24 protein-coding genes and 1 other RNA gene are annotated in these 24,438 nt (G+C 70.5%); 12 read left to right on the forward strand and 13 right to left on the reverse strand.

Annotated features, from left to right (window positions below; genetic code table 11):
• Nucleotides 1–11: 11 nt before the first annotated feature.
• A complete protein-coding gene (locus ACZ3HL_RS38970) occupies nt 12–713 on the reverse strand; it encodes a glycosyltransferase family 2 protein (protein ID WP_465411185.1) in 702 nt (233 codons plus the stop codon).
• A 230-nt stretch (nt 714–943) separates the two neighbouring features.
• Between ACZ3HL_RS38970 and ACZ3HL_RS38975 the strand changes: the two genes are divergently transcribed.
• The gene (locus tag ACZ3HL_RS38975; RefSeq protein WP_465536605.1) at nt 944–2,992 is read left to right on the forward strand and encodes a DUF6541 family protein; all 2,049 of its coding nucleotides are present in this window, start codon (nt 944–946) and stop codon (nt 2,990–2,992) included.
• 160 nt (nt 2,993–3,152) lie between these two features.
• Here ACZ3HL_RS38975 and ACZ3HL_RS38980 read toward each other — a convergent pair whose 3' ends face one another.
• Nucleotides 3,153–4,448, reverse strand: a complete 1,296-nt coding sequence (locus ACZ3HL_RS38980) for a hypothetical protein (RefSeq protein ID WP_465536607.1) — start codon at nt 4,446–4,448, stop codon at nt 3,153–3,155.
• Nucleotides 4,445–5,461, reverse strand: coding sequence for a glycosyltransferase family 2 protein (locus ACZ3HL_RS38985; RefSeq protein WP_465410377.1), 1,017 nt, complete (start codon nt 5,459–5,461; stop codon nt 4,445–4,447). The genes ACZ3HL_RS38980 and ACZ3HL_RS38985 overlap by 4 nt, the downstream gene beginning before the upstream one ends.
• A 61-nt stretch (nt 5,462–5,522) precedes the next feature.
• On the opposite strand from ACZ3HL_RS38985, the gene ACZ3HL_RS38990 reads away from it, so the two are divergent.
• Nucleotides 5,523–6,635 (forward strand): UDP-N-acetyl glucosamine 2-epimerase, encoded by a 1,113-nt coding sequence (locus ACZ3HL_RS38990; RefSeq protein WP_457959305.1) that lies wholly within the window; start codon nt 5,523–5,525, stop codon nt 6,633–6,635.
• Between the two features lie 66 nt (nt 6,636–6,701).
• On the opposite strand, the gene recR is transcribed toward ACZ3HL_RS38990, so the two are convergent.
• Together recR and ACZ3HL_RS39000 are read right to left on the reverse strand one after the other, a co-directional pair.
• Entirely contained in the window at nt 6,702–7,298 is a 597-nt protein-coding gene (recR, locus tag ACZ3HL_RS38995; RefSeq protein WP_005166260.1) for a recombination mediator RecR, read from the reverse strand.
• Nucleotide 7,299: 1 nt separating this feature from the next.
• Nucleotides 7,300–7,656: a YbaB/EbfC family nucleoid-associated protein gene (locus ACZ3HL_RS39000; protein WP_465410375.1), complete on the reverse strand. Its 357-nt coding sequence runs from the start codon at nt 7,654–7,656 to the stop codon at nt 7,300–7,302.
• Nucleotides 7,657–7,745: 89 nt separating this feature from the next.
• On the opposite strand from ACZ3HL_RS39000, the gene ACZ3HL_RS39005 reads away from it, so the two are divergent.
• Together ACZ3HL_RS39005 and ACZ3HL_RS39010 are read left to right on the forward strand one after the other, a co-directional pair.
• Nucleotides 7,746–8,588 (forward strand): N-acetylmuramoyl-L-alanine amidase, encoded by an 843-nt coding sequence (locus ACZ3HL_RS39005; RefSeq protein ID WP_465536645.1) that lies wholly within the window; start codon nt 7,746–7,748, stop codon nt 8,586–8,588.
• 274 nt (nt 8,589–8,862) lie between these two features.
• Nucleotides 8,863–9,825: an ArsR/SmtB family transcription factor gene (locus ACZ3HL_RS39010; RefSeq protein WP_465536609.1), complete on the forward strand. Its 963-nt coding sequence runs from the start codon at nt 8,863–8,865 to the stop codon at nt 9,823–9,825.
• Nucleotides 9,826–9,882: 57 nt separating this feature from the next.
• Here ACZ3HL_RS39010 and ACZ3HL_RS39015 read toward each other — a convergent pair whose 3' ends face one another.
• Nucleotides 9,883–11,925 (reverse strand): DNA polymerase III subunit gamma and tau, encoded by a 2,043-nt coding sequence (locus ACZ3HL_RS39015; protein WP_465536611.1) that lies wholly within the window; start codon nt 11,923–11,925, stop codon nt 9,883–9,885.
• 30 nt (nt 11,926–11,955) lie between these two features.
• On the opposite strand from ACZ3HL_RS39015, the gene ACZ3HL_RS39020 reads away from it, so the two are divergent.
• On the forward strand, nt 11,956–12,789 hold the full coding sequence (locus ACZ3HL_RS39020; protein WP_465410371.1) for a spermidine synthase: 834 nt from the start codon (nt 11,956–11,958) through the stop codon (nt 12,787–12,789).
• A gap of 9 nt (nt 12,790–12,798) precedes the next feature.
• Here the strand turns inward: ACZ3HL_RS39020 and ffs are convergent.
• Nucleotides 12,799–12,893: signal recognition particle sRNA small type (gene ffs, locus ACZ3HL_RS39025), an RNA gene on the reverse strand.
• Nucleotides 12,894–12,939: 46 nt separating this feature from the next.
• On the opposite strand from ffs, the gene ACZ3HL_RS39030 reads away from it, so the two are divergent.
• On the forward strand, nt 12,940–13,830 hold the full coding sequence (locus tag ACZ3HL_RS39030) for a serine/threonine dehydratase (protein WP_465536613.1): 891 nt from the start codon (nt 12,940–12,942) through the stop codon (nt 13,828–13,830).
• On the opposite strand, the gene ACZ3HL_RS39035 is transcribed toward ACZ3HL_RS39030, so the two are convergent.
• Together ACZ3HL_RS39035 and ACZ3HL_RS39040 are read right to left on the reverse strand one after the other, a co-directional pair.
• Nucleotides 13,808–15,289, reverse strand: a complete 1,482-nt coding sequence (locus tag ACZ3HL_RS39035) for a sensor histidine kinase (protein ID WP_465536615.1) — start codon at nt 15,287–15,289, stop codon at nt 13,808–13,810. The two genes, ACZ3HL_RS39030 and ACZ3HL_RS39035, sit on opposite strands and share 23 nt — an antisense overlap.
• Complete coding sequence (locus ACZ3HL_RS39040; RefSeq protein ID WP_465410368.1) at nt 15,267–16,016, reverse strand: response regulator transcription factor; 750 nt, start codon at nt 16,014–16,016, stop codon at nt 15,267–15,269. Before ACZ3HL_RS39040 ends, ACZ3HL_RS39035 begins: the two co-directional genes overlap by 23 nt.
• A gap of 169 nt (nt 16,017–16,185) precedes the next feature.
• On the opposite strand from ACZ3HL_RS39040, the gene ACZ3HL_RS39045 reads away from it, so the two are divergent.
• Nucleotides 16,186–16,716, forward strand: a complete 531-nt coding sequence (locus ACZ3HL_RS39045; protein WP_465536617.1) for a hypothetical protein — start codon at nt 16,186–16,188, stop codon at nt 16,714–16,716.
• Here the strand turns inward: ACZ3HL_RS39045 and ACZ3HL_RS39050 are convergent.
• Nucleotides 16,710–17,774 carry an AAA family ATPase gene (locus tag ACZ3HL_RS39050; RefSeq protein WP_465536621.1) on the reverse strand — a complete coding sequence of 355 codons (1,065 nt, stop codon included), beginning with the start codon at nt 17,772–17,774 and terminating at the stop codon, nt 16,710–16,712. The genes ACZ3HL_RS39045 and ACZ3HL_RS39050 overlap by 7 nt on opposite strands.
• 52 nt (nt 17,775–17,826) lie before the next feature.
• Between ACZ3HL_RS39050 and ACZ3HL_RS39055 the strand changes: the two genes are divergently transcribed.
• The 3 genes from ACZ3HL_RS39055 to ACZ3HL_RS39065 all read left to right on the forward strand — a co-directional run bounded on the left by ACZ3HL_RS39055 (nt 17,827) and on the right by ACZ3HL_RS39065 (nt 19,923).
• Nucleotides 17,827–18,996, forward strand: a complete 1,170-nt coding sequence (locus ACZ3HL_RS39055) for a sensor histidine kinase (RefSeq protein WP_465536625.1) — start codon at nt 17,827–17,829, stop codon at nt 18,994–18,996.
• On the forward strand, nt 18,993–19,649 hold the full coding sequence (locus tag ACZ3HL_RS39060; RefSeq protein WP_465410364.1) for a response regulator: 657 nt from the start codon (nt 18,993–18,995) through the stop codon (nt 19,647–19,649). The genes ACZ3HL_RS39055 and ACZ3HL_RS39060 overlap by 4 nt, the downstream gene beginning before the upstream one ends.
• 67 nt (nt 19,650–19,716) lie before the next feature.
• Nucleotides 19,717–19,923: a hypothetical protein gene (locus ACZ3HL_RS39065; RefSeq protein ID WP_465536628.1), complete on the forward strand. Its 207-nt coding sequence runs from the start codon at nt 19,717–19,719 to the stop codon at nt 19,921–19,923.
• Nucleotides 19,924–20,453: 530 nt separating this feature from the next.
• Here ACZ3HL_RS39065 and ACZ3HL_RS39070 read toward each other — a convergent pair.
• A complete protein-coding gene (locus tag ACZ3HL_RS39070; RefSeq protein WP_465410362.1) occupies nt 20,454–20,942 on the reverse strand; it encodes a nitroreductase/quinone reductase family protein in 489 nt (162 codons plus the stop codon).
• A 117-nt stretch (nt 20,943–21,059) separates the two neighbouring features.
• Here ACZ3HL_RS39070 and ACZ3HL_RS39075 point away from each other — a divergent pair, with 117 nt between their 5' ends.
• On the forward strand, nt 21,060–21,749 hold the full coding sequence (locus ACZ3HL_RS39075; RefSeq protein WP_465536629.1) for a TetR/AcrR family transcriptional regulator: 690 nt from the start codon (nt 21,060–21,062) through the stop codon (nt 21,747–21,749).
• On the opposite strand, the gene ACZ3HL_RS39080 is transcribed toward ACZ3HL_RS39075, so the two are convergent.
• Together ACZ3HL_RS39080 and ACZ3HL_RS39085 are read right to left on the reverse strand one after the other, a co-directional pair.
• The gene (locus ACZ3HL_RS39080; RefSeq protein WP_465410360.1) at nt 21,733–22,356 is read right to left on the reverse strand and encodes a TetR/AcrR family transcriptional regulator; all 624 of its coding nucleotides are present in this window, start codon (nt 22,354–22,356) and stop codon (nt 21,733–21,735) included. The two genes, ACZ3HL_RS39075 and ACZ3HL_RS39080, sit on opposite strands and share 17 nt — an antisense overlap.
• Before the next feature lie 9 nt (nt 22,357–22,365).
• Complete coding sequence (locus tag ACZ3HL_RS39085) at nt 22,366–22,560, reverse strand: hypothetical protein (protein WP_410647641.1); 195 nt, start codon at nt 22,558–22,560, stop codon at nt 22,366–22,368.
• 169 nt (nt 22,561–22,729) lie between these two features.
• On the opposite strand from ACZ3HL_RS39085, the gene ACZ3HL_RS39090 reads away from it, so the two are divergent.
• Nucleotides 22,730–24,253 (forward strand): 3-hydroxyacyl-CoA dehydrogenase, encoded by a 1,524-nt coding sequence (locus ACZ3HL_RS39090; RefSeq protein ID WP_465536633.1) that lies wholly within the window; start codon nt 22,730–22,732, stop codon nt 24,251–24,253.
• Nucleotides 24,254–24,438: the final 185 nt, after the last annotated feature.

Consider the following 24,438-nt stretch of genomic DNA (forward strand, 5'->3'; position numbering starts at 1 on the left):
ATCAGCTCCTTTTACGCCGAATCCGACGAGTCGACGGCGGGACGGCGGCGCACCAGCGCCAGCAGCAGGGCGAGTCCGGCACGGCCGAGGTAGATGGCCGATTTGACCGGCGAATGGCTCGGCGTTCCCGCCGCCCGTTCGCGCATGATCACCGGGATTTCCTTGATCTTCAGTTCGGCGCGGATCGCCATCACCAGCGATTCGACCGTGTCGCCGAGGTATTCGGCCGGGTAGTACGCGGCGAACAGTTTGATCGCGCGCGGGCCCATCGCCTTGAACCCGGAGGTCACGTCGGTGAGCTTGGTCTTCGCGAGCCGGGAGAAAACGACCGAGAGCGCGACCATCGCGTATTTCCGCGGACCGCTCGCCTTGTACGAACCCTTGCCCGCGAAGCGCGAGCCGATCGCGATGTCGGCGTCGTCGAGGGCGCCCAGCAGGGCGGCGACCTCGTCGGGATCGTGCTGACCGTCCGCGTCCACCTGGACGACGACGTCGTAACCGCGGGCGGCCGCGTACCGGAAGCCGGTGCGCATCGCCCCGCCTACGCCGAGGTTCACCGCCAGGCGGGCCACCTCCGCGCCCGCCGCACGGGCGAGCTTGGCCGTGTCGTCGGACGAGCCGTCGTCGACCACCAGCACGTCCATACCGGGCAGGGACTGCTTGACCTGGGAAATGACCGCGCCGACGCTGGCCTGCTCGTTCAGAGCGGGCATCACGATGAGTACGCGGCGGGTGGTCACGGACGTACTGGACACTGGATCACTCTATCTTCTCACTGGCCGTGAGCGGCTGCTACCCGCTCCATCACTCACTGCTTGTGTCCGCCGGTAATGGTCTCGAAGACGCCAACCGGCCGGGTCAGCGGCCACTCACCCACGTCCGGGACGTCGCGCTATCCCTCATAGACTCGCCGCGTCAGCGGCATTTTTCGATCGGAGAAGACATGCTGTCCGAAGCCGCCCAGCTCGCAGTCGGCGCTCTCGTGGTGCTGCTGCCTGGGCTCGCGATCCTCCTCACGGCCGGCCTTCGCGAGCGGCTGTGGCTCGCCGGGCTTTCGGCGCCGCTCACCATGGGATTCGTCCTGCTGGTGTCACTCTTCACCGGTGTCACCGGGCTCCGTTTCGGGTTGCCCACCGTCGTGATCGCGCTGGTCGTGGTGCTGCTGCTGACCGGCGGGGGCAGGCTGCTGATCGTCCGCCGCCGCCCACCCGCCGAGGCCACCGTGTCCGTCGAGGACGACCGGCTGCGCGCCCTGGCAGGCAGGCCGGGCCGGATCGCGCAGATCCTCGGTGCGGTGATCGCGCTGGCCGGGGTCGGCCTCGGTGTCCGGATGTGGCACAAGGGCCTCGGGTCCTGGGCGACCCCCACGCAGGAGCACGACACCGTCACACACGCCGTCCTGACCGCGTACACGCACTTCACCGGGCGGGCGGCGCCGTGGCAGGTACTGCCGATCGACGTCGTCAACGACACCAACATCCAGTACTACCCACCGGGCTTCACCGACGTCAGCGCGCTGCTGACGGACATCTTCGGCGACACGATGCTGTCCATCAACCTGGTGACCGTCGTGTTCACGGTGATCGTGATGCCGCTTTCGGTGGCCGCGTTCACCGCCGCGGTCCTCCGGCACGGCCGGGTCGGCCGTGGCTGGGTCGAACTCGCCGCCGGTGTCGCCGCGCTCGTCTCCGTGCAGCTCTACCGGCCGGCCATCGCCTTCGCGCACGACGGCGGTGTCCTGCCGAACGCGGCCGCGCTGGCGATCACCCCAGGTCTCGCCGCCGTCATGCTGGTGATCGGCAAGCGCCACTGGGGACGCGCCGTGCTGGTCGGCGTCGCCATGGCCGGGGCGTTCAACCTGCACCCGAGCGCGCTGACCTCGATCGCGTTCACCACCGTCGCGGCCATGCTCGGCCTGCTGGTCACGCGGTCCGGCAGGCTCGCCTTCGTCCGCTCGCTGCTGCCGTTGGTGCTGGCCGCCGTCATCACCGTGGTGCTGCTGATCCCGAGCGTGCTGGCGCTGCTGCGACTCGGCGGCGGCACGGTTTCCGACGCTCCCGCGAACATCCGCGGAGTCGGCCTCGGCGACGCCTTCGGAGTGCTCGTCAAGCTCCCCTACGGCGGCTACTTCGACCCCGGCAACACGTTGGGCCAGCTGACGCTCGGCGTCCTCGGCCTGGTCGGCCTGGTCTTCGCGGTGCTCTCGCGCCGCGCGTGGACGCTGGTGACCGCCTGGGCCTTCTGGGCCGCCGTCGTGGTGACCTTCCACAACTCGCCCAACTCCGGCTTCGGCGCGATGGTGGGCCGGTACTACTACCGGGTGGCCAGCAGGATCGACAGTCATGTCTACCTGCTGATCCCGACGCTGGTCGGCATCATCTTCGTGGTGATCGGGCTGGTGCTGGTCTCGGGCAAGGTGCGCAACCCGGTCCCGGTGAAGGCCCGGCCCGCGATCGCCTTCGGGCTGACCGTGGTGCTGCTCGGCGCGCTCACCGTGACCACGTTCCGCGGCTACATGAACACCGCCGCCTACTCCCTCAGCCAGCGCTACTCCGCGCCGCAGTTCTCGCGGTACTCCGATCAGGACGACGCCGCCGCGAAGTGGCTGAAGGAGCACGCGGCGCCCGGCGAAGCGATCCTCAACAACGCGAACGACGGCTCGACTCTGCTCTATGTCGACTACGACCTGCCGATCGTCAACATCGTCCCGGACGGGCACAGCCCGATCAAGGAGAACGAGCTGCTGCTCGCGCGGTTCAACACCTACCCGGCCGACCCGCAGGTGCAGGACATCCTGCGTCGTAAGAACATCCGCTGGATCTACGTCGACACCGTCGCCCCCACGGTCGGGACCGACGGTCGCCATTGGAGCGGTGGCCGGTCCTTCGCGCTGGCACCGGGGCTGAGCAACCTCGCCGGGCTGCCGGGGCTGACGAAGACCTTCACATCGGGCAGCGTCAGCGTCTACCGGCTCGACCTGCCGCAGAGCTAGGGCGTGTTTCATAAGCCTGTTCGATGGGCTTCGTGATCCAGGTGGTTCCTGACGGTGCGGGCGGATCGGCCTCGTACCGGGTCGTACTCGGCCGCATCCGCCCGTGCCGTCAGGGACCACCTGGGCGCGGAGACCGCGAACTTGGCTTATGAAACGCGCCCTAGGCGACGGCCTTCGTGGCCGCGGTGCCCTGTCCGGGGCCACCGCGGACCACGAACGCCATGACGACCAGCAGGCCGACCGTCGGCCCGGCGGCGAGGCCGACGACGGCGCGCACGACCGGGTCGCCGGGGAAGAACAGCAGGACCAGCGCGGTCGCGACGACGACGGCGGCCCAGGTGATCAGCACCTTCGTGGCCTTGGCCTGCGCGACGAGGACGGCGGCGAGCAGCTGCATCGCGGCCAGCAGCACCGAGGACCAGACCAGTCCGGCCATCCACCAGGCTTCGGGGTCGTTCTTGGCGCCGTAGACCAGGCGCACCACCCACGGGCCGATCAGCCAGCCGATCAGCGCGCCGAGCGCCGCGAGCGCCAGCGCGCCGGCCGAGCCGAGCGCGAGCAGCCTCCGCAGCCGGTGCTTGCCCTCCTCGGTGCTGGACAGGCGAACCACGGTAGGGACCGCCAGCGCCTGTACCGGCGCCATCAGCGTGAGCGGCGTCCTGGCCACGAACAGGGCCAGGAAGAGCACGCCGAGCTTGTCCTTGTCACCGCCGGGCGCGAGCAGGCTGACCAGCGCCGGGTAACCGGTGATCACGCTGGCGGTGAGCCCCGCGCCCGCCAGCAGCATCAGCATGTTCGTGACGACCGGCTTCGCGGGCTCGTCGGCGTCCAGCTTCGGGTCCACCAGTTTGGCGGCGCCGCGGGCGGACAGCAGCCAGGCGAACGAGCCGGTCGCGGCAGCGATGGCGAACCAGTACAGCTGGGTGAGCCCGGCGATCACCAGCGCGGCGACCACGAGGATCCGCACGGCCGCCTCGACCAGGATCAGCCACGAGTAGGCCCGGACGTGGTCCTGGCCGATCAGCAGACCGCGCGCGGCGAACTGGAAGGCGAACGAAAGCCCGCCGGCCAGCACGATCACGGCGAGCGCGAACTGGCCGCCGTAGACCTTGCCGGTCACCGCCGGGATCAGCGTTAACAGCGCCACGACGGCGACCGCGACCAGGCTGGTGAGGAAGGCGATCACCGCGGGACGGCCCGCCTTGCGGCCTTCGAGCGCGGCGTGCGCGGACTGGCGCGAGATCTCCTGCTCGAGCGGGGACAGGGCGGCGCCCAGTCCCATCAACATGCCCCAGAAGGAGAGCAGGACGGCGTTGTCCTCCGGCGGGAGGACCCGGCCCCAGACGACGGTGAGGACGTAGCCGAGCGCGATGGCGATCAGCAGGTAGACGCCGATGCGGCCGGCGGATTTCCCGGTGTCCTTGGCCAGCTCTTCGCTGCTCACCGCGTTGCTCATTTACGCAGCCGGGCCCGCAGCGCCATGAGGAGGCCTCGGAGCGCTCCAGCGCCGAAGCCGGCGGCGAACACCGGGGCGAGCTGGGCGACGGCCTTGGCCTCGGCCTTGGTCGCGCCGAACTTCGTCACCGCGAACCCGGCGGCCGTCGACCCCGCGGCGGCCAGCGCGACGGCGGTCTTCGGGCGCTTCGCGGCGACACCGAGGCCGAGGACGCCGACGGCCATCGCGGCGAACAGGCCGTTGCGCGCGGGGCCGGGTGACGCGAGGTACGAATCGACGAACGTGGTGCCGCGGAAATACGACTGCCCGACGAACTTCTTGAACGAATCGCGGCCGTGGTAGGTCGCGGAGAAGTCCGGCGCGAGGAAGATGCGGTGGCGTTCGGCGATCCAGCGCAGAACACCCGTGTCGTCACTGGCGAAACGGACGTCTTCGAAGAGCGACTCGAACGCGTTGGACGAATCCTCGAGAACGTCCTTCGGCGCGGAAAAGAATCCGGTGCCTTTGGGGAAGACGTCGAACTCCTCGATACCGAACGACATCAACCGCGGGTTCGCGCAATAACGGCGCCACGGGATCTTGACCAGTCCCGCCATGAATCCCGCGTACGGATTGTGTTCGGACGCGACGTCGATGTGACCGTTCCACACCGTGCGCTCGGGGTGGTCGACGAGCTGGTCGCGGAGGAAGGTGAGCGAGCCGGAGTCCACGATCACGCGGCTGTCGAGCAGCAGGATCTGCCGCCCCGACGCCTTCGTGATCCCCGCGCGGCGGGCTTCGAACCGGCCGCTGTTCGGCTGGGTGAGGACGGTGATGCCGTACAGCTCCTGCAGCTTGGCGAGCTTGTCACCGGTGCCGTCGGTGCTGCCGTCGTCGACCACGACGACCTCGACCGGCCAGTTCGCCGCCTGCGCCGACGCGATCAGCGCGCCGACGCTGCGATCGATCCAGTCCTGCTCGTTGTAGACCGGGATCACGACGGACAGGGCCGGAAGGAGCGAATTCGCACTCACCCCGGCGAGGCTACCTTGCGCGGCCCACCAGTATCCTTCGGGCACCGCAGACCCCGACAGAATGGCTCTTCCGGTGATTTCCTTCATTCTCGGCACCACGGCGGAACTGATCAAAATCGCGCCGGTCTACCACGGCATCCTCGAACGCGGGGTCCGGCCGAAGATCTGGTTCACCGCGCAGCACGTCGACGAGGTCTCGGACGTTCTCGCCGACCTGAACCTCCCGGAGCCCGACGTCTGGCTCGTGCCGAAGGAGAAGGCGCACAACCTGGAGTCGCCCGCGCAGGTGCCGGGCTGGGCCGCGCAGGTGCTGCGCACCGCGTGGAGCCGCCGCGCCGAACTGAAGGCCGCGCTGGTCGAGGACGGGCGTCCGCCGCTGGTCCTGGTGCACGGTGACACCTTCACGACGCCGTACGGCTCGCTCATCGGGAAGCGGATCCTCAAGTCGCGGGTCGGGCACGTCGAGGCGGGCGCGCGGTCGGGCAGCATCATGTCGCCGCTGCCGGAGGAGCTGAACCGGAAGATCGCCGCGAAGATCGTCGACATGCACTTCGCGCCGAGCGCGCGTGAGGTGAACAACCTCCGCAACGCGCGCGGCGTCGTCGTCGACACCGAGGCGAACACCGCGATCGACGCGATGCGGATGGCCATCAACGGTCCGCTCGACGTCGAGGGCCTGCCCGAGAAGTTCGGCCTCGCCACCCTGCACCGGTTCGAGCTGGTCTCGCGCGCGGAGAAGTACCGCGAGGCGCTGGAGATCCTGCGCGAGCAGAGCAAGCAGATGCCGATCCTCTACATGGCGGGTGCGCCCGAGCGCGAGAAGATCCGCTCGCTCGGCCTGGCGAACCTGTTCGACGAGAAGAACTTCATCATCCAGCCGAAGATGCGGTACCTGAAGTTCCTGCCGCTGGTCGCGCGCGCCGAGTACGTCGTCACCGACTCGGGCGGCCTTTCGGCCGAGTGCTACTACCTCGGCCTGCCGTGCGCCGTGCACCGCGAGCGCACCGAGACGCCGCAGCACCTCGGCGAGACCGTCGTGCTGACCGAGATGCGCGGGGACAAGCTGCAGAACTTCCTCGACACCTACCAGAACCGCCGCGGCGAGTCCTGGGTCGACAAGTTCCACCCGTCGGAGATCATCGTCGACACGCTCGCCCGCCTGGGTTACTGCTGACGAATCCGAGTACATGAAGGCCCCCTTCCTTGCGCCTGGCGCAAGGAAGGGGGCCTTCATGTACTTCTAGAGAGCCCGCCGGCCGGACAACGCCCGGCCCAGGGTCAGCTCGTCCGCGAACTCCAGGTCACCGCCCATCGGCAGACCGGACGCGAGCCGTGTCACGGTCAGGCCGGGGAAGTCGCGAAGCATCCGCACGAGGTACGTCGCGGTCGCTTCGCCTTCGGTGTTCGGGTCGGTCGCGATGATGATCTCGCTGATCTCCGCGCCACCGATCCGCGCGAGCAGCTCCCGCATGCGCAGCTGCTCCGGCCCGATACCGGACAACGGGTCCAGCGCGCCGCCGAGCACGTGGTAGCGGCCCTTGAACTCGCGCGTCCGCTCGACGGCGAGCACGTCCTTCGGCTCCTCGACCACGCAGATGACCGTGAGGTCGCGGCGGGTGTCGCGGCAGATCCGGCAGGTCTCCTGCTCCGAGACGTTGCCGCAGACCTCGCAGAACTGCACGCCTTCCTTGACCTTGCCGAGCACTTCCTGCAGGCGCGCGATATCCGCGGGATCCGCTGCGAGCAGGTGGAAGGCGATCCGCTGCGCGCTCTTGGGACCGACGCCGGGCAGCCGCCCGAGTTCGTCGATCAGATCCTGGACGACACCCTCGTACAAGCTAGCCGCCGAGCCCGGGGAAGCCGCCGAGGTCCGGCATCCCGCCGCCGAGGCCGCCGGCGAGCGGGCCGAGCTTCTGCTCGGTCAGCTTCTGCGCGTTGGCCGAAGCGTCCCGCACGGCCGCGACGACCAGGTCGGACAGGGTCTCGACGTCGTCGGGGTCGACCACCTTGGGGTCGATGGACAGCGCTTTGAGCTGACTGTCGCCGGACACGGTCGCGGTGACCAGGCCGCCGCCGGAAGTACCGGTCACCTCCGTGTTGGCCAGCTCCTCCTGGGCCTCGACCAGCTTCTGCTGCATCTGCTGGGCCTGTTGCATGATCTGCGACAGGTCGAAGCCGCCACCGGGTTGCACCATGATCCGATCGGTCCTCTCCTGGAAAATCCCGTGCCGCCTACCAGCCTAGCCGTCACGCGTGTGGCACCGTTGGCACCGTGCGACGACGGCTGGGCCTGGTGGTGGCGATCGGATTGACGCTGTTCACGGCGTGCGGGGTGGACACCCCCGCGTCGTCCCCGTCGAGTCCGGCTCCGCCCGGCACCACCACGGTCTTCACCACCCTTCCGCAGCCGAGCCCCACGACGAGCACGCCCTCTTCGAGCGCACCGCCGCCTCCGAGCACACCGCAGCCGAAGACGGGCAGGGTCGTCGTGCTCGATCCCGGTCACAACGGCGGGAACTCCGGCAAGCCCGGCGAGATCAACCGGCAGGTCCCGGCGGGGCGCGGCAAGACGAAACCGTGCAACACCACCGGAACGTCGACGAACTCCGGCTATTCCGAGCACGCGTTCACCTGGGACGTCTCGCAGCGGATCTCGCAGGCGTTGGCGGCCAAGGGAATCCGCGTCATCCTCACCCGGCAGAACGACACCGGCGTCGGGCCGTGTGTCAACGAACGCGCCGCGATCGGGAACGACGCCCAGGCGGACGCGGTCGTGTCGATCCACGCGGACGGCTCGAATTCCGCCGGGGCGCACGGCTTCCACGTCGCCTACTCGGCCCCGCCGCTGAACGCCCAGCAGGGCGAGCCTTCGCTGAAACTCGCGACGGCGTTGCGGGACGGTCTTCGCGCGGGCGGCTTCCCGACGTCGACGTACCTCGGGTCGAACGGGCTCGCCCCGCGCGCGGACCTCGGCGGGCTCAACCTCTCGACGCGGCCCGCGGCGCTCGTGGAATGCGGGAACATGCGCAACGCCGCCGAAGCCGCGGCGATGGCGAGCGAAGAAGGACGTCAGCAGTACGCCGCCGTCATCGCGAAGGCCATCGAGGACTATCTCGCGAGGCTGTGAGGCGCGGACGCGACATCTCCCCTTGCCGCGTCCGCGCGTTCCCCTCCCGCGTGTGTTGCCTACCAAGCGTCACCGACGGCCCCGCCACGGGCCACACCTTTTCGTCCCAGCGAAAACATCGCGGCGCGAGACGTCTCAGACGCCGATGTCTCCGCAGGTCGGAGCCGGGTTTTCGTCCCAGCCTCCCGGATTGGGCCGAATGGCTTGTCCCGGCACGTCCGGCACGTTTGAGTTACCGGCGGAGAAGAAAATGCCGTCTTGAGGGGGACGAGGCATGACTCTGCGAATGATCTTCGATCGAACGGACCTCCAGGGGATCCGGATAGCCGAAGCACCCGACCCGCTGTGGGAGCTGGTCCTCGGTTCGCATCAGCTGAGGGAGGACCGCCCGTCGGCCTGGCGGCAGGAGGTCCGGCTGAATCTGCGCCAGAACGAAGAAGCGGCACGAGCACTGAAGACGCTGTTCACGCTCGTTCCGGCGAAGGGGAACTTTCCCGACTTCCTGACCCCGCCCACGTCGGCGGGTTCCGTCGAAAGCGGGCTCGAGGCGGTGGCGTGCACGCCTCGCGGGCGATTGCGCGCCGACCTCCGGACCGTGTTCACCGGCGCCGCGCCGCCCTGGGTGAAACGGCTCGCCGACGGCGATCGCGAGGAGGTGAGCGGAGTCGTCGGCGCGCTGCGGGACGCGTACGGACTGGTGATCGAGCCGTTCTGGCACAGCATGCGCGAGACCGTCGCCGCCGACCGGGCGGGCCGGGTCCGCACGCTGGCCAACGAGGGGGCGGGGGCGATGATGCGCGGTATCCCCGGCGTCCGCGGCTGGGACGGCGAGGTGCTGGAGATCGCGTACCCGCGGGAGCGGACCGTCCATCTCGACGGGCGGGGGCTGACCTTGATCCCGAGCCGGTTCTGCGCGAACACGCCGGTCACGTTCATCGATCCGGCGCTGCCGCCGGTGCTGCTCTACCCGGCCAGGGCGGCGGGCGCCCACCCGGCGGCCGTGTCACCCGAACTGGTGGCGCTCCTCGGCCGGACCCGCGCCGAAAGCCTCGGCGCGCTGCGTGTCCCGCGTACGACCAGCAAGCTGGCCTCCTGCCTCGGCACCTCGATCGGCACGGCGAGCAAACAGGCCGCCGTGCTGCGCGAGGCAGGGCTCGTCACCAGCGCCCGGCAGGGCAGCGCGATCCTGCACCACCTCACCCGGCTCGGCACGGCGCTGCTCACCGGCGTTCCCTGACCCGCGTTTCGTCCTCTGGATGCGGTACTTGCACGCGCAAGTACCGCATCCAGAGGACTACTTGCGTTCGTCGAGGGGACGCGCGTTGAGATGGTCGGCGAGCAGCTTCCGGGCGATCTCTTCCGGATCCTCCTCGGGCGGGAGCGGCGGGGGCGGCGGCGCGGGGCTCGCGTCCTCGTTGTAGAGGTCCTCGTCCTCCTCGACCGGCTCGGGCGGGAGCGGGATGTCCGGCTCGGAGGTCGTCACCTTCGGGCGCTGGGGCTCCGGCTTCGGCGCGGGAGCCGCCGGAGCGGCGCTGGGCGCTTCGGCGGACCGGCGGGTGAAGGAACGCTCGGGCGCGGGTGGCGGCGGCGCGGCCTTCGGAGCGGCGGCCTGCCGGGCCTGCGCGGCACCGTGGACGCACCGCACCTGCCAGTCGCCGCCGAAGACCTCCTTGAAGGCGGTCGCGACGCGTTCCGCGTTGTGCGGCTCGGAAAGCCGTCGAGCCAGCGGCTCGGCGCTGTGCGTGAGCGTGACGGCGTTGCCCTCGACGCTCACCACGCTCGCCTGCGTGAGCATCGCTTCGGTGCTGCGGCCGCCGGGGACCTTGCGGATCGCGGCGAGGACCTGCGGCCAGCGGCCGCGGATCCCGTCCACGTTCGGCGCGCCACCGGAAGCCGCGGCGGGAGCGGGAGCGGCCGGCTCGGCGGGCGGCGGGGTCGGCGCGGAAGGACGTTGCGGGGCGGGCCGCTCGGCGACCGGCTCGGGCCGCGCGGCGGGCTGGGGAGCCGGGGCGGCCTGCTGCGCCGGGGCCGCTTGCTGAGCGGGTGCGGCGGCTCGTTGCGACGGCCGCTGGAACTCCCGGACGGGCTCGCCCGAAGGAGGAGCGGCCGGGGCGGGGGCGGCCTGCGCCACCGGAGTGGTTTGAGCGGCCGGGGCCGGGGCGGCGACGACGGGACCCGAAGCGGCACGGCGTTCGAGCCGTTCGAGCCTGGCGAGCAGCGCGTCGGTGCCCTCGGCGACCGACGGCAGCAGCATCCGGGCCGTGAGCAGTTCCAGCACCAGCCTCGGCGAGGTCGCGCCCCGCATCTCCAACAGTCCATTGTGGACGATGTCCGCGTAGCGCGAGAGCGTGGCGGGCTCCAGTTTGCCCGCCTGCTCCTTCATCTTCTTGAGTTCGTCGTCCGGCGCGGAGACGAGGCCGCGCTCGCCCGCGTCCGGTACCGAACGCAGCATCACCAGGTCGCGCAGGCGGTCGAGCAGGTCGGTGGCGAACCGGCGCGGGTCGTGCCCGGCCTCGGCGAGCCGCTCGACGGTGCCGAACACCGCGGCGGCGTCGTCCGCGGCCAGCGCGTCGACCATGCCGTCGATGAGCGCGACGTCGGTGACGCCCAGCAGCGACACGGCGCGCGAGTAGTCGACGCCGTCCGGCCCCGCCCCAGCCAGCAGCTGGTCCAGCACCGACTGCGTGTCCCGCGCGGAACCCCCGCCCGCGCGGATGACCAGCGGATACACCGCGGGCTCGACCGTCGCGCCCTCGGCGGCGACGTTGCGCTCCAGCAGCTCGCGCATGGAACTGGGCGGGATCAGCCGGAAGGGGTAGTGGTGCGTCCGCGACCGGATGGTGGGGAGCACCTTGTCCGGTTCGGTGGTCGCGAAGATGAAGATCAGGTGCTCCGGCGGCTCTTCCACGATCTTCAGCAGGGCGTTGAAGCCCTGTGTGGTGACCATGTGCGCCTCGTCGATGATGAAGACGCGATAGCGCGAGTCGGCCGGAGCGTAGAAGGCCCTGTCCCGCAGCTCGCGGGCGTCGTCGACACCACCGTGGCTGGCCGCGTCGAGCTCGGTGACGTCGACGCTGCCGGGGCCTTCGGGCGCGAGGTTGCGGCACGAGTTGCACTCGCCGCACGGATCCGGCGTCGGGCCCTTCGCGCAGTTCAGCGACCTCGCCATGATGCGGGCGCTGGACGTCTTGCCGCAGCCGCGCGGGCCGGAGAAGAGGTAGGCGTGGTTGATGCGACCGGCGGCCAGCGCCGTGCGCAGCGGATCGGTCACATGCTCCTGCCCGACGACCTCGGCGAAGGTAGCCGGACGGTACTTTCGGTACAGCGCTAATGCCACGGCCGCGAGACTACCGGGAGGGCCCGACAGGTGAGACCGGCACCGACCCCCGGCAAGTATCCGGTCCGCTTCGGCACCGCCGAACTGCTCCGGGACGCCGACCGCTCCAACGCCTGGCTGCTCTCGGTCGACGGCGTGGCCCAGTCGCACGTCGACCTCGACGACCCCACGGATCTCGAATTCGACTACATCCGCCGGATCGCCGACGTCGTCGACTGTCTCGGCGAAGGCCCGCTCGACGCACTGCACGTCGGCGGGGCGGCCTGCACGCTCCCGCGCTACATCGCCGCGGCACGACCGCGCTCGCGGCAGCTGGTCTTCGACGCCGACGGCGAACTCGTGGCGCTCGTCCGGGAGCAACTCGGTCTGAAGGGGTTGAAGGTCCGCGTCGGCGACGGCCGCGAAGGCGTCTCCGGCAGGTACGACGCTTCGGCCGACCTGGTCATCGTGGACGCCTTCGAACGTGGAGTTCTGGCAGGCGGGCTCGCGACCGTCGAGTTCACGGGAGAGATCGCGCGTGTCCTCCGCCCGGCCGGGACCTACGTCGCCAACGTCTCCGACGGGCCGAACCTGCCGTTCCTCCGCCGGTTCCTGGCGACGCTGGCGAGTTCCTTCCCCCACCTGGCGATCTTGGCCGAGCCGGGCGTACTCCGGGGGCGGCGGTTCGGGAACATCGTGGTCGCCGCTTCCCGCGTCGAACTCCCGGTCACGGACCTGACCCGGCGCGCCGCTTCCTCGGCGTACCCGGCTCGCTGCGTCGCGGGAGAAGACCTCCGTGACCTGCAAGGCAAGGCCCGGCCCATCGCCGACGCGGAAGCCCTGCCGTCCCCAGTGCCGCCGAAAGACGTCTTCGGGATCTTCTAGCCCCAAAAAAAAAGGGGATCCCGCGCACCCGTCAGAGCTTGCTTATCCTTGCTGCCTTCCGGCCCTGGGGAGGTTCACAAGATGGACGCCGCGCGGGATCCGGGGACCAGTGTAGTCACTCCCGTCCCGGCATGGAGGACAGTGGGGGGTATGAGCACTCCGACCTGGGAAGACGTCCTGAAAGCCGCCGAAGCCGTCCACCCGTTCGTGCGACACACGCCGCTGCTGCGCGCCGAGGTCGACGGACGGCCGCTGGTCCTCAAGCTGGAGCATTTGCAGCGAAGCGGATCGTTCAAACTGCGGGGCGCGGTGAACGCGCTGGTGAGCGGGCCGTTGCCGGAGCGGGTGCTGACGGCGTCCGGCGGCAACCACGGGTTGGGCGTGGCGACGGCCGCTTCGCTGCTGGGTCTGCCTGCGACGGTGTACGTGCCGGAGTCGGCTCCGCAGGCGAAGACGGCCCGGATCGAGGCGGCCGGCGCCAAGCTGATCCGCCACGGAGCGACGTACGCGGAAGCAGCCGCGAAGGCGCTCGAAGCCGCCTCCGAGCCGGGTACGCGGTACCTGCACGCGTACGACGATCCCGCCGTCGTCGCCGGTCAGGGCACTGTGGCGGCCGAGGTGGTCCAGGACGCGCCGGACGTCGACGCGTTCCTGGTCGCGGTCGGCGGTGGCGGGCTGGTCGCGGGGACGTCGCTGGCCGGGTTGCCGACGTTCGCCGTCGAGCCGGAGCGGTGCCGCGCGCTCGGTGCGGCGTTGGAGGCGGGCGAGCCGGTGGACGTGGAGATCGACTCGGTGGCCGCGTCCGCGCTGGGCGCGACCAGGATCGGGAGCGTCCCGTTCGCCGTGCTCCGCGAGCGCGTGACGTCGGTGCTGGTCAGCGACGCGGAACTGCTCGCCGCGCGGGACCGGCTCTGGGACGAGTTCCGCCTCGCCGTCGAACCGGCGGCCGCGGTCCCGTTCGCCGCGTGGCTGGCGGGACGGACCGAGGGCGAGCTGCCCTGCGTCGTGCTGTGCGGCGCTAACAGTGACTGGACGCCCTGAGCACGACCCGGAATTCCGTCCGCCCGGGGCCGCTCGCGACCGCGACCCGCCCGCCGTGCGCGGCGACGACCGCCGCGACGATGGCCAGCCCCAGTCCGGTGCTGCCGGCGGCCCGCGACCGCGAGTCGTCGCCGCGGGCGAACCGTTCGAAGACCTCCGGGAGGATCTCCGGCGGGATTCCCGGGCCACCGTCGACAATGGACAGTGTCACCCCCGAGTCCACTATGGACAGCGAGGTGGTGACCTCGGTCCCCGCCGGGGTGTGCGTGCGCGCGTTGCCGAGAAGGTTGATCACCACCTGATGCAGCTGATCCGCGTCGCCGAGGACGATGATCGGCTCCGGCGGGACCTCCAGGAGCCATTTGTGCTCCGGCCCGGCGACATGCGCGTCGGCGACGGCGTCCGCGACCAGCCGGGAGAGATCGACCGGCTGGTGCACCACCGGACGCCCCGAGTCGAGCCTGGCGAGCAGCAGCAGATCCTCGACCAGGCCGGTCATCCTGGTCGATTCCGATTCGACCCGGCCCATCGCGAACGCGATGTCCGGCGGCACCTCGGAGCCGGAGCGCCGGGTGAGTTCCGCGTAGCCGCGGATGGCCGCGAGCGGCGTCCGGAGTTCGTGGCTGGCGTCCGCGACGAACCGGCGCACCCGGCTTTCACTGGCCTGGCGGGCGGAAAGCGCGTTCGAGATATGGCCGAGCATGCGATTGAGCGCGAACCCGACCTTGCCGACCTCGGTGCGCGGATCGGTGTCCACTTCGGACACTCGCTCGGACAGGGCGACCTCGCCGCGGTCGAGCGGGAGTTCGGCGACCCTGGTCGCGGTGGCGGCCAGCCGGTCGAGGGGTTTCATGGTGCGCCGCACCGTCACCGCACCGATCGCGCCCGCCAGCAGGATCCCGCCGATGGCGACCCCGCCGAAGATGAAACCCAGGTTCCACAAGGTGTCCGTGACGTCCTTGGTGGGCAGCCCGGTGATCGAGATCCCGCCGTTGGCCGCCTGTTTGGCGATCACGCGGTACTCCCCGAGCGGCCCGAGGTCCACGTCGGTGGCCCGGTCGCTCGGCGTCGACCGCAGCAGGGCGGAGAGCTGCGCGGGCCCGAGCGGGTCGTGGGGGAACGGGTCGGCGACCTTCGCGTCGTAGCTGGACCGCAGCACCGCCGCGATCACCCGGCCGTCCGGGAGGATGTTCACGAACAGCGAACCGGTGCTCTGGCCGTACGCGCGCAGGCCTTCGGGCACCCGGTCCCCACCAGGGCGTCCCGGTGGCGGCGGACGGCTGGCGCGTTCGCTGGTCTCGGCGAGACGGACGTCGAGCTGGTCGATCAGGAAGTCCCGCAGCGCCAGTTCGGTCACCACGCCCACCACCAGGCAGACGAGCGCGAGCAGCCCCGCGACCTGCGCGATCAGCCGCCGTCGCAGGGACCACGGCCGCCTACCCCGCGGGTTTGAGGACATACCCGGCGCCGCGCATCGTGTGGATCATCGGCTCCCTGTCGGCGTCGATCTTCTTGCGAAGATAGGAGATGTACAGCTCGACGATGTTGGCCTGGCCGCCGAAGTCGTAGCTCCACACGCGGTCGAGGATCTGCGCCTTGGACAGCACACGCTTGGGATTGCGCATGAGATAACGCAGCAGTTCGAACTCGGTCGCGGTCAGCGGCACCGGATCGCCGCCGCGGTGCACTTCGCGGCTGTCCTCGTCGAGGGTCAGGTCTCCGACGATCAGCATCGATCCGCTCGGCCCGGCGACACCGCCCGCGCGCCGCAGCAGCGCGCGCAGCCGCAACGCGACCTCCTCCAGGCTGAACGGTTTGGTGACGTAGTCGTCGCCGCCCGCGGTGAGCCCGGCGATCCGGTCCTCCACCGCGTCCTTCGCGGTCAGGAACAGCACCGGCAGGTTCGGCACCTCGGAACGCAGGCGGCGCAAGACCTCCAGGCCGCTCATATCCGGCAGCATGACGTCCAGCACCACCGCGTCCGGCCGGAATTCCCGCGCGACACGGACGGCATCGGTGCCGTCGGCGGCGGTGCGGATGTCCCAGCCCTCCATGCGCAGCGCCATCGACACCAGTTCGGACAAGGTCGCCTCGTCGTCGACGACCAGCACCCGCACGGGGCTGCCGTCCGCACGGCGCAGGCCGGCCTTCGCGGAACCGGACGAAGGGACGTTCACACTGGTCATGGTGCCATCGTGGGCGGCGGCGATGAGGCTTCTCTGTGTGCCGCCTGTGCGTTTCCTGTGAACGATCACCCTGCCGGGGAGGAATCACAGCGCGTGCCCACCGGTGGCACAGCTCCCGCACAGCGACGGCGCCGAGCATGGCCGCAACCGAATACACGGAGGCGACCTGATGACCGAACCGACCCAACCCGCCGAATGGGGCGCCCCCGCCCCGGAAGGCGAGCCCAAGAAGACCTGGTCGGGCCGCAAGACCGCGATCGCGGCCGGGGTGGCGGTGGTGATCGCCGCCGGTGGCGGGGCCGCGATCTGGGCCGGGACCGCCGCCAACGGCGCCGAACAGGGCGGGATGATGGGCGGCCCGGGCGGTGGCCGGGTGCTCGTCGGCCCTGACGGGGGTATGCCCCGCGACACGCTGCACGGCGACTTCGTCGTGTCCGACGGCAACGGTGGCTACCGCACCGAGCGGACGCAGACCGGGGAGATCACCGAGATCAGCGCGACGTCCATCAGCCTGACCAGCAAGGACGGCTACCAGCAGGTCTACACGATCGACGCGTCGACCAAGAAGACCGGTGAGCCCAAGACCGGAGAGACGGTGACGGTGAACGCCAAGGTCACCGGGAACACCGCGACGGCGACGAGTATCGGCAAACCCGGGCAGAACCAGCGCGGTGGGCCAGGCGGTCAGCGGCGCTACTGAGCCACGAGGGCGAGCAACGCGGCGGCCGTTTCGGCGGGTTCCTGTCCGGAGGTGTCGAGGACGACGCGGTCACCGGCGTCGCCACGCATCCGGGCCGCCTCGGCGACCGCGCGAGCGGCCACCCGGTCCCGGACGCCGGGTGGCGCGCCGCGGAGTTCGTCGCCCGCCAGCAACGCGGACTCGCCTTCGGCCCGGCGCCGGACTCGATCGGTGAGCGCCGGTTCGTCCGCGTCGAGGTGGACGACGGTGACGTCGTCGAAGACCCGCCGGTGCTCCGCGCGGAATTCGCGGGCCACGACGATCAGGTGCTTGGCCCCCGCATCGCGATAACCGCGCCATACGGCCGCCAGCTGAGCCGCCTCCAGCGCCGGGTCCGGGCCGGGGTGCACGAAACCGAGTTGGGCGAGATCGACGTACGCGACGGGCAGGTCGCGCTCCCACAGGTCCCGCAACGCGCCGAACGCGGCCGTCGACTTGCCGACCGCCGTCGGACCGGTCACCACGGTCACCGGTCCGGGCAGCGACTGTCCGGGATCCGGCGGCCGGACAGTTCCGGCGGCCACGACGCAGCGATGGAGGAGTGCCGCCACGGTCTCCTCGGGCCGTTGCCCGGTCGTGTCCATCGCCTCGCCGAAACCGGCGCGGTCGTAGTCGTCCGCCACCGCGAAGAGGTCGGGCAGGGCCGCGGCGGGTGAGCCGCGGCCGAGGAACCGGCTCCGGAGTTCGTCGCGATCACACGTCAGGCGGACGAGCGTGAGGTCGAAGCCGTGGCCCTCGACATACAGCTTGGCCGGATCCACCACACCGGACACGACTAGTTGCGCTGCGCCCCGCGCACGCAGGTTTTCCAGCACGCGCAGCAGGTTGGCCGCCTTGATCTCGTGGGCGGCGGCCCCGCCGCCGGGTGGCGGGCCGATCAGCCCGAGCTGGTCGATGTCGACGTACGCGACGTTGCCGCCCGCTTCCGCGATTCGGCGGTACAAACCCCAGGCCGTGGTGGATTTTCCGGTGCCTGGCGCCCCGGTCGTCCAGAGCACGGGCGTCTTCGCGGTCCCCATGGCTTTCGATCTTAGGAACCCTCGTCCAGCGAATTAGGGCAGAGTTGAGCGCGTGCGGGACATCAGTGGTTCGCTGGCGAGACAGGCCTGGGCGGTCGCGGCCGTCTGCCTGGTCGCCGACGCCGGACTGTTCCTCATCGCGGGACCGCCGCTCTCACTCGGCTGGCAGGCGTGGGTGGTGCTGCTGGGCGGAATCCTCGCGAACGTCGCGCTCGCCGGGCCTTCGCGGTATTCGGGCTGGGTTTCGGCCGCGCACGGCGTGCTGCTCACCGCCGCTCCGCTCCTGCTGTACCCGTACGACAATTACCTGCAGGCCACCAACGCGGGCGTGCTGATCGCGGGTTACCGCGCGGGTGCCTGGCTTTCGGCCAAACCCGCGCTGGCGGCACTGGCGGCGATGCTCGCCGGGCTCTTCGCCTGCAACATCATCCCGGTCGACCGGGCCGACCGGGACTGGCGGCTGCTGCTCATCGACGTCGGCGTGAGCGGGCTGCTCCCGTGGATGGTCGGCCGCTACACGACCGCGCGGCGCGCGTACATCGCCGACCTCCAGCGAGCCGAGGAACAACGGCAGCAGCACGAAGCCGAAGCGGTCCGCCGGGCCGTCACCGAGGAACGCACGACGATCGCCCGCGACCTGCACGACGTGATCTCCCACCACGTCAGCGCGATCGGCGTGCACGCGGGCGCCGCGCGGCTCGGGCTGCCGGACGGCGAACCGGCCGTGCGGCGATCGCTCTCGGCCGTCGAATCGTCGAGCCGGGCCGCGATGGCCGATCTGCGGCGGCTGCTGGATCTGTTGCACGGCAAGGAGAACGGCGACGCGCAGCGCCAACCGGGGCTGGACAACCTCGACGAGCTGCTCGACAACCTCCGTACCGCCGGACTGCCCGCGCGGCTGACGAGCCACGGCGGGCCGCGGGACCTCCCGGGTTCGGTGGACATCGCGTTGTACCGCATCGCGCAGGAAGCGCTGACGAACGCGCTCCGGCACGGCTCCGGCGGGATCGTCGAGATCGATCTCGCCTACCGGCAGACGGAGGTGATCCTCACGATCACGAACGAGATCGGCCGCGCGAGCACGGCGGCCGAGTCGACGAAACGCGGACTCGCCGGGATCCGGCAGCGGGTCGCGTTGTTCGGCGGGCACGCGGAATGCGGACCGCTCGACGACGGCCGGAACTGGCGGGTCCGCGTCGGTTTTCCTTTGGAGGCACAGTGATCCGGGTTCTGCTCGCCGACGACCACGCGATGTTCCGGTCCGGGATGCGCGCGGTGCTGGACACCCAGGCGGACTTCGAATGCGTCGGCGAGGCGGCGGACGGACGCGATGCCGTCACTCAGGCGGCCGCCCTGCGCCCGGACGTCGCCGTACTCGACGTCCGGATGCCCAAATTGGACGGTCTGGCCGCGACCGAGGCGATCATGTCCGCGCCGGGGAACGACACCCGCGTCCTCGTGCTGACGACCTACGACTCGGACGAGTACGTCTACCGCGCGCTTCGGGCCGGTGCGAGCGGGTTCCTGCTGAAGAGCCTCGCCCCCGAGGAGCTCGTCTCCGCCATGCGGGTGGCCGCGCGCGGCGACGCGCTGATCGACCCGACGGTGACCCGGCGGCTGGTGTCGACCTTCGCCACCAGCATCGAACCCGCGGCCGCCGAACCGGCGGAACTCGAACGGCTCACTTCCCGCGAACGGGAAGTCCTCCTGCTCGTCGCCGACGCCTCCAGCAACGCGGAGATCGCCGCGCATCTGCACGTGGGCGAAGAGACGGTGAAGACCCACGTGTCCCGGATCCTGGCGAAGCTCGGGTTGCGGGACAGGGTGCACGCCGTCGTCTACGCCTACCGGAACGGTCTCGTCGGCGGACGGTGATCGGTTCGCCGGACGGGGCTCCCGGTGCCAGAATCGCCGCAGGGCACGTCGAGGCGGGGAGCTGTGGATGAAACGCTGGGTCACGCTCACGATCGGGCTGGTCTTCCTGCTGGTCGGCGGCGTCTGGGTGCTTCAGGGCGCCGGCGTGCTGACCGGCAGCTTCATGACCGGGCAGAAGCTGTGGTTCCTGATCGGGCTGGTCGCGTTCCTGGTCGGGGTGGTGCTGGTGGCCGCCACCGCCCGCCGGCCGCGCCGGGCGCCCACTGACGACTAGCCCGCGCCTCTCCGCTTTCGGCCTTCTTCGGTTGTCGCCGCTTGTGCTTGGGTGGCCGACACGCGTGACTGGATGGCCGACACGCGTGACTGGGTGGACGACTCGCGTGACTGGGTGGACGACTCGCGTGATTGGACGGACGACTCGCGTGATTGGCTGGCCGGCACGGGGTCGAGGGCTGATCACGGGTGCGTCGTCCACCTGCTCACGCGAGTCACGTCCCCCATCACGCGAGTTCCGGCTCCAATCACGCGAGTTCCGCCCCCAAACACGCGAGTTCGCTCTCTGATCACGCGAGTCGCCCGGCCAATCACGCGTGTCGTCCGTTCAGTCACGCGAGTCGTCCGCCCAATCACATGAGTCGGCCATCTGGGCACACGTCGGCGGTGGGCAGTCGGCGCGTGATCCAAGGCGTAACTCACGTGATCCAAGGCGTGACTCGCGTGCTTGGGGGCGTAACTCACGTGGTTGAAGGCGTGACTCGCGTGATTGGGGGCGCGACTTGTGTGGGTCGGGCGTGGCTCGCGGCATCAGGCGAGCTTGAAGATCGGGTAGCCGGGCGCGATCTCCAGCAGCTTCTCGTCGGAGGCCTTCGCGTCGACACCGTCGAAGAACACACCGACCTCGAACTTCCAGCGCTTGAGGTACGCGCGCAGGATTTCGGGCTTCTCGGCGTCGGCGAGTTCGGTGTAGGTGAACGTCTCGGTGCGACGCCCGACGCTGAGCTGCCCTTCCCCGGCGACACGCAGGTTGCGCACCCACTGCGTGACACCGCGCGGCGCGACCAGGTAGCGCTCACCGTCCAGCTTCAGCAGGTTGACCGGGACCGAGCGCAGTTCGCCACTCTTGCGGCCGCGGACCGAAAGCACCCGGCTCCCCAGGACGCTGACCCCGAGCCTCGTCAGCTTGAGCACGAATTCGTTGAACGCGCTGGTCGCCTTGGCCGGCTTGAGGTAGCGGGCGGCACTGCTGGAAGTGGCGGCACTGCTGGAAGTGGCGGCGGAAGCGGTGGTGGTCATCTCGTCTCCTCGAAGTCTGCGAGAGCAGTGCTCTCCGTTAAGAGCAGTGAACACCAGAGCGGTGCATCATGTCAAGAGCAGTGCTCTCATTTAGGTGCGATGCTCTATAGTGAGAGCATGGCTGCCACCCAGACCGCGCGCGAACGCGCCCGCGCCGAGCTCACCCGCGAGATCAAGGACGAAGCCCGTCGCCAGCTCGCCGAAGTCGGCGCGCTCGGACTTTCGCTCCGCGCGGTGGCGCGGGAGCTGGGCATGGTCTCGTCGGCGCTCTACCGGTACTTCTCCAGCCGCGAAGAGCTGCTGACCGCCCTGATCGTCGACGCCTACAACGCCGTCGGCGAAGCCGCGGAAGCCGCCGACGACCCGAAGAAGACCTCACTGGCGCGGTGGGAGTCGATCTGGCACGCCGTCCGCGCCTGGGCGAAGGCGCACCCGCACGAGTACGCGCTGATCTACGGCTCGCCGATCCCCGGCTACCAAGCCCCGCAGGACACCGTCGCCCCCGCCGGACGGGTGGCGTTCGCGCTGGTCGCCGTCCTGCGTGACGCGAACCTCCGAGTCGAGACGGAGGTCGGCGAGATGCCCGTCGCGCTACTGCACCAGCTCGACGACCTCACCGGGATCCTCAAGATCAACCTGGCCCCGGAGACCGCCTCCAGGCTGATCATGGCCTGGACCCAGCTGTTCGGGATGATCAACTTCGAGCTGTTCGGCCAGTACGTCGGCTCGGTGGACCCGGCGGACGACTTCTTCGCGCACGGGATCCGGCAGATGGCCGAGTTCACCGGGATCAAGATGACCGGCTGAGCGCGGTCCACGATCGCATCAGCAGCTGGACGGCGTCCACCACGTCCTCTTCCCCGGTCCCCTCGGGGCTGAGGAAGCGCTGCAACAGGAGACCGTCCTCGAGCGCGTGCAGGATCAGCGCGAGAAAGGCCGGGTCGGCGGGCGGTTCCACGCCGCGCGCGGCGAGTTCGGTCCGGACCGAGGTCTCCAGCAGCGCCCTTGTCGATTTCTCGCCTTCGCCGACCAGCGGGCGCGCGTCGGGATTCCGCAGCGCGTACAGCGCCAGCTCGGTGCGCAGCGTCAGCCAGCCGGCGAGGTGTTCGGCGCGCTCGACGTTCCACGCGCGCAGCCGGTCCATCATCTCGGCGAAGGAGCCGACGCCTTCCCGTAGCGCCGCGACCTCCTCGGCCTCGCGCTGGGTCCGGCGGCGCAGCAGCTCGACGACCAGCTCGTGCTTGCCGTCGAAGTTGCCGTAGAAGGCGCCGCGGGTGAATCCGGCCCGTTCGGCGATCTGCTCGACGGACGTGCCGTTGACCCCGCGTTCGGAGAACAGCTCGGCGGCCGCCGCGAGCAGGCGCTGCCTGGTCTGCTCGCGGCTTTCTTCCCGCGTCAAGCGTTTCGCCGTCACACGGCGATCTTAGAGTTCGGTGTTCGCCTTCCGGCCGGTCAGCCACACCCCGCCCGCGAGGACGGCGGCGGCGACCACGACGGCCAGTGCGGTGAGCGACCACAACGCCTGGCTCGCCAGGAACGCGGCGACGGCGCCGAAGAGAACGGCGACGAGGAGCAACGGCGTGGTCCGGACGGCTGCGGCGGCGGGGACGGTGGCCATGGGAGCTTTCCCTTCGGGGTGGGGCGCGGAACACTCGGTTTTCGCGGAGGAGACCGCGCCGGGCCGGCGGCCTTACGCCGAGCAGGGCACGGATCACCCTTCCGGGCGAGATATCGGCGTGGCGGCTAGCGTCACGACGGGAACGACTTCGAGGGAAAGGCGGCTCGCGGTGGAGAAGTGGGCGGAGCAGGTCGGCAGGATCCGGGTGATCGGAACCGGGGTGATGGGCCGGGGCATCGTCCAGCTCGCCGTGACGGCGGGGCTCGAGGTCGAGCTCGCCGACGCCCGGCCGGACGCGGTCGGCGAGGCCATCGAGCATGTCGGCGCGATGCTCGGCAAGCTCGCTGCGAAAGGCAAGCTCAGCGAGGAAGCCGCGGAGTCGGCGAGGGGCAGGCTGATCGCGGCCGAGGGTCCGCTGGCCCCCGCCGACGGTGTCGACCTGGTCATCGAGGCGGTGCGCGAGGACCTGGAGATCAAACGCACGCTGTTCGCCGAGCTGGAACGCGTATGCGGGCCGGACACGGTGTTCGCCACCAACACCAGCTCGCTTTCGGTGACCGAAATCGGGGCCGCGCTGACCGATCCCGGCAGGCTGCTCGGCCTCCACTTCTTCAACCCGGTCCCGCTCATGCGACTGGTCGAGGTGGTGCCCGGCGCGCGGACCGCCGCCTGGCTGCCACCCGCCATGATCGAACTCGTCCGCGGCTGGGGACACGAACCCGTCCTCGCCCGCGACGCGCCGGGCTTCCTGGTCAACCACGCCGGCCGCGGGCTGGGCACCGAGGCGCTGCAGATCCTCGCCGAAGGGATCGCGAGCCCGGCCGAGGTGGACCGCGTCGCCCGTGACGTGCTCGGACTGAAACTCGGCCCGTTCGAACTGCTCGACCTCACCGGGCTCGACGTCTCGCACGCCGTGCTCGAAAGCATCTGGAGCGGTTTCCACGGCGAACCCCGGCTGCGGCCGTCGTGGCTGACGCGGCCCCGCGTCGCCGCCGGGCTGTTCGGCCGCAAGAACGGCGAAGGTTTCTACGCCTATGTCGACGGACAGCAGCAGGTCGAGCCGGAGCCGGCCGCGCCGGAAGCCCCGACCACGCCGGTGTGGGTCGACGACGAACGGCTCGGCACGCTGCTCTCGTCGGCGGGCATCCAGGTCGTGCACTCCGCCTACCCGGACACGGTCCTGATCGTCAGCCCGATCGGCTCGTCCACTGTGGACACCGCGCGCGCGGCAGGCCTCCCGGCGGAACGGGTCGTCGGCGTCGACCCGCTCGGCGGCTACGGGAAACGCCTGACGCTCTCGGTCCACCCCGCGCTCGACCCGGCCGCCGGCCGCACCGCCTGGGGCGCGCTCGCCGCGACCGGCCTGCCGGTGACCGTGGTCCGCGACGGTCCCGCGCCGATCGCGCAGCGGCTGCTGGCGTCGATCGTCAACACCGCCTGCTTCATCGCCGGGCAGCGGCTCGCGACGCCGGAGGACATCGACACCGCCGTCCGGCTCGGCCTCGGCTACCCGCGTGGACCGCTGACCTGGGGCGACGAAGCGGGCGCGGAGCTCGTGCTGCGGGTCCTGCGCGGGCTCGTCGCGAGCACCGGCGACCAGCGCTACCGGCCGAGCGCCTGGCTCACCGAACGCGTCGCGCTCGGCCTGCCGCTCACCTCGGCCGGCACCTCACCGGCCGATCTCCTCCGCTGATACCCCGAAGCGCGTGAAGGCCCCCTTCCCTCGGCTGAGCCGAGGGGGCGGATTCGAGGGGTCGTTGCAACACGGGTGGTCATCTGGTTTTGGTGAGGAGTGTAGTGAGGCGCTCGGCTGGGGTGTCCCAGTCGAGCGTTTTGCGTGGGCGGCGGTTGAGTTGGGCGGCGACGGCGGCGAGGTGT

The organism is Amycolatopsis sp. NPDC000009, from assembly GCF_055563465.1.

What these genes read in the sequence shown, in the direction of transcription:
- ACZ3HL_RS39035 (WP_465536615.1), bottom strand. Translation starts at nt 15,289, where the DNA reads ATGTCCTCAAACCCGCGGGGTAGGCGGCCGTGGTCCCTGCGACGGCGG.
- ACZ3HL_RS38980 (WP_465536607.1), bottom strand. Translation starts at nt 4,448, where the DNA reads ATGAGCAACGCGGTGAGCAGCGAAGAGCTGGCCAAGGACACCGGGAAA.
- ACZ3HL_RS39065 (WP_465536628.1), top strand. Translation starts at nt 19,717, where the DNA reads ATGAAACGCTGGGTCACGCTCACGATCGGGCTGGTCTTCCTGCTGGTC.
- ACZ3HL_RS39070 (WP_465410362.1), bottom strand. Translation starts at nt 20,942, where the DNA reads ATGACCACCACCGCTTCCGCCGCCACTTCCAGCAGTGCCGCCACTTCC.
- ACZ3HL_RS38975 (WP_465536605.1), top strand. Translation starts at nt 944, where the DNA reads ATGCTGTCCGAAGCCGCCCAGCTCGCAGTCGGCGCTCTCGTGGTGCTG.
- ACZ3HL_RS39045 (WP_465536617.1), top strand. Translation starts at nt 16,186, where the DNA reads ATGACCGAACCGACCCAACCCGCCGAATGGGGCGCCCCCGCCCCGGAA.
- ACZ3HL_RS39075 (WP_465536629.1), top strand. Translation starts at nt 21,060, where the DNA reads ATGGCTGCCACCCAGACCGCGCGCGAACGCGCCCGCGCCGAGCTCACC.
- ACZ3HL_RS38970 (WP_465411185.1), bottom strand. Translation starts at nt 713, where the DNA reads ATGCCCGCTCTGAACGAGCAGGCCAGCGTCGGCGCGGTCATTTCCCAG.
- ACZ3HL_RS38990 (WP_457959305.1), top strand. Translation starts at nt 5,523, where the DNA reads ATGGCTCTTCCGGTGATTTCCTTCATTCTCGGCACCACGGCGGAACTG.
- ACZ3HL_RS39085 (WP_410647641.1), bottom strand. Translation starts at nt 22,560, where the DNA reads ATGGCCACCGTCCCCGCCGCCGCAGCCGTCCGGACCACGCCGTTGCTC.
- ACZ3HL_RS39050 (WP_465536621.1), bottom strand. Translation starts at nt 17,774, where the DNA reads ATGGGGACCGCGAAGACGCCCGTGCTCTGGACGACCGGGGCGCCAGGC.
- ACZ3HL_RS39030 (WP_465536613.1), top strand. Translation starts at nt 12,940, where the DNA reads ATGAGCACTCCGACCTGGGAAGACGTCCTGAAAGCCGCCGAAGCCGTC.
- ACZ3HL_RS39040 (WP_465410368.1), bottom strand. Translation starts at nt 16,016, where the DNA reads ATGACCAGTGTGAACGTCCCTTCGTCCGGTTCCGCGAAGGCCGGCCTG.
- ACZ3HL_RS39000 (WP_465410375.1), bottom strand. Translation starts at nt 7,656, where the DNA reads ATGGTGCAACCCGGTGGCGGCTTCGACCTGTCGCAGATCATGCAACAG.
- ACZ3HL_RS39010 (WP_465536609.1), top strand. Translation starts at nt 8,863, where the DNA reads ATGACTCTGCGAATGATCTTCGATCGAACGGACCTCCAGGGGATCCGG.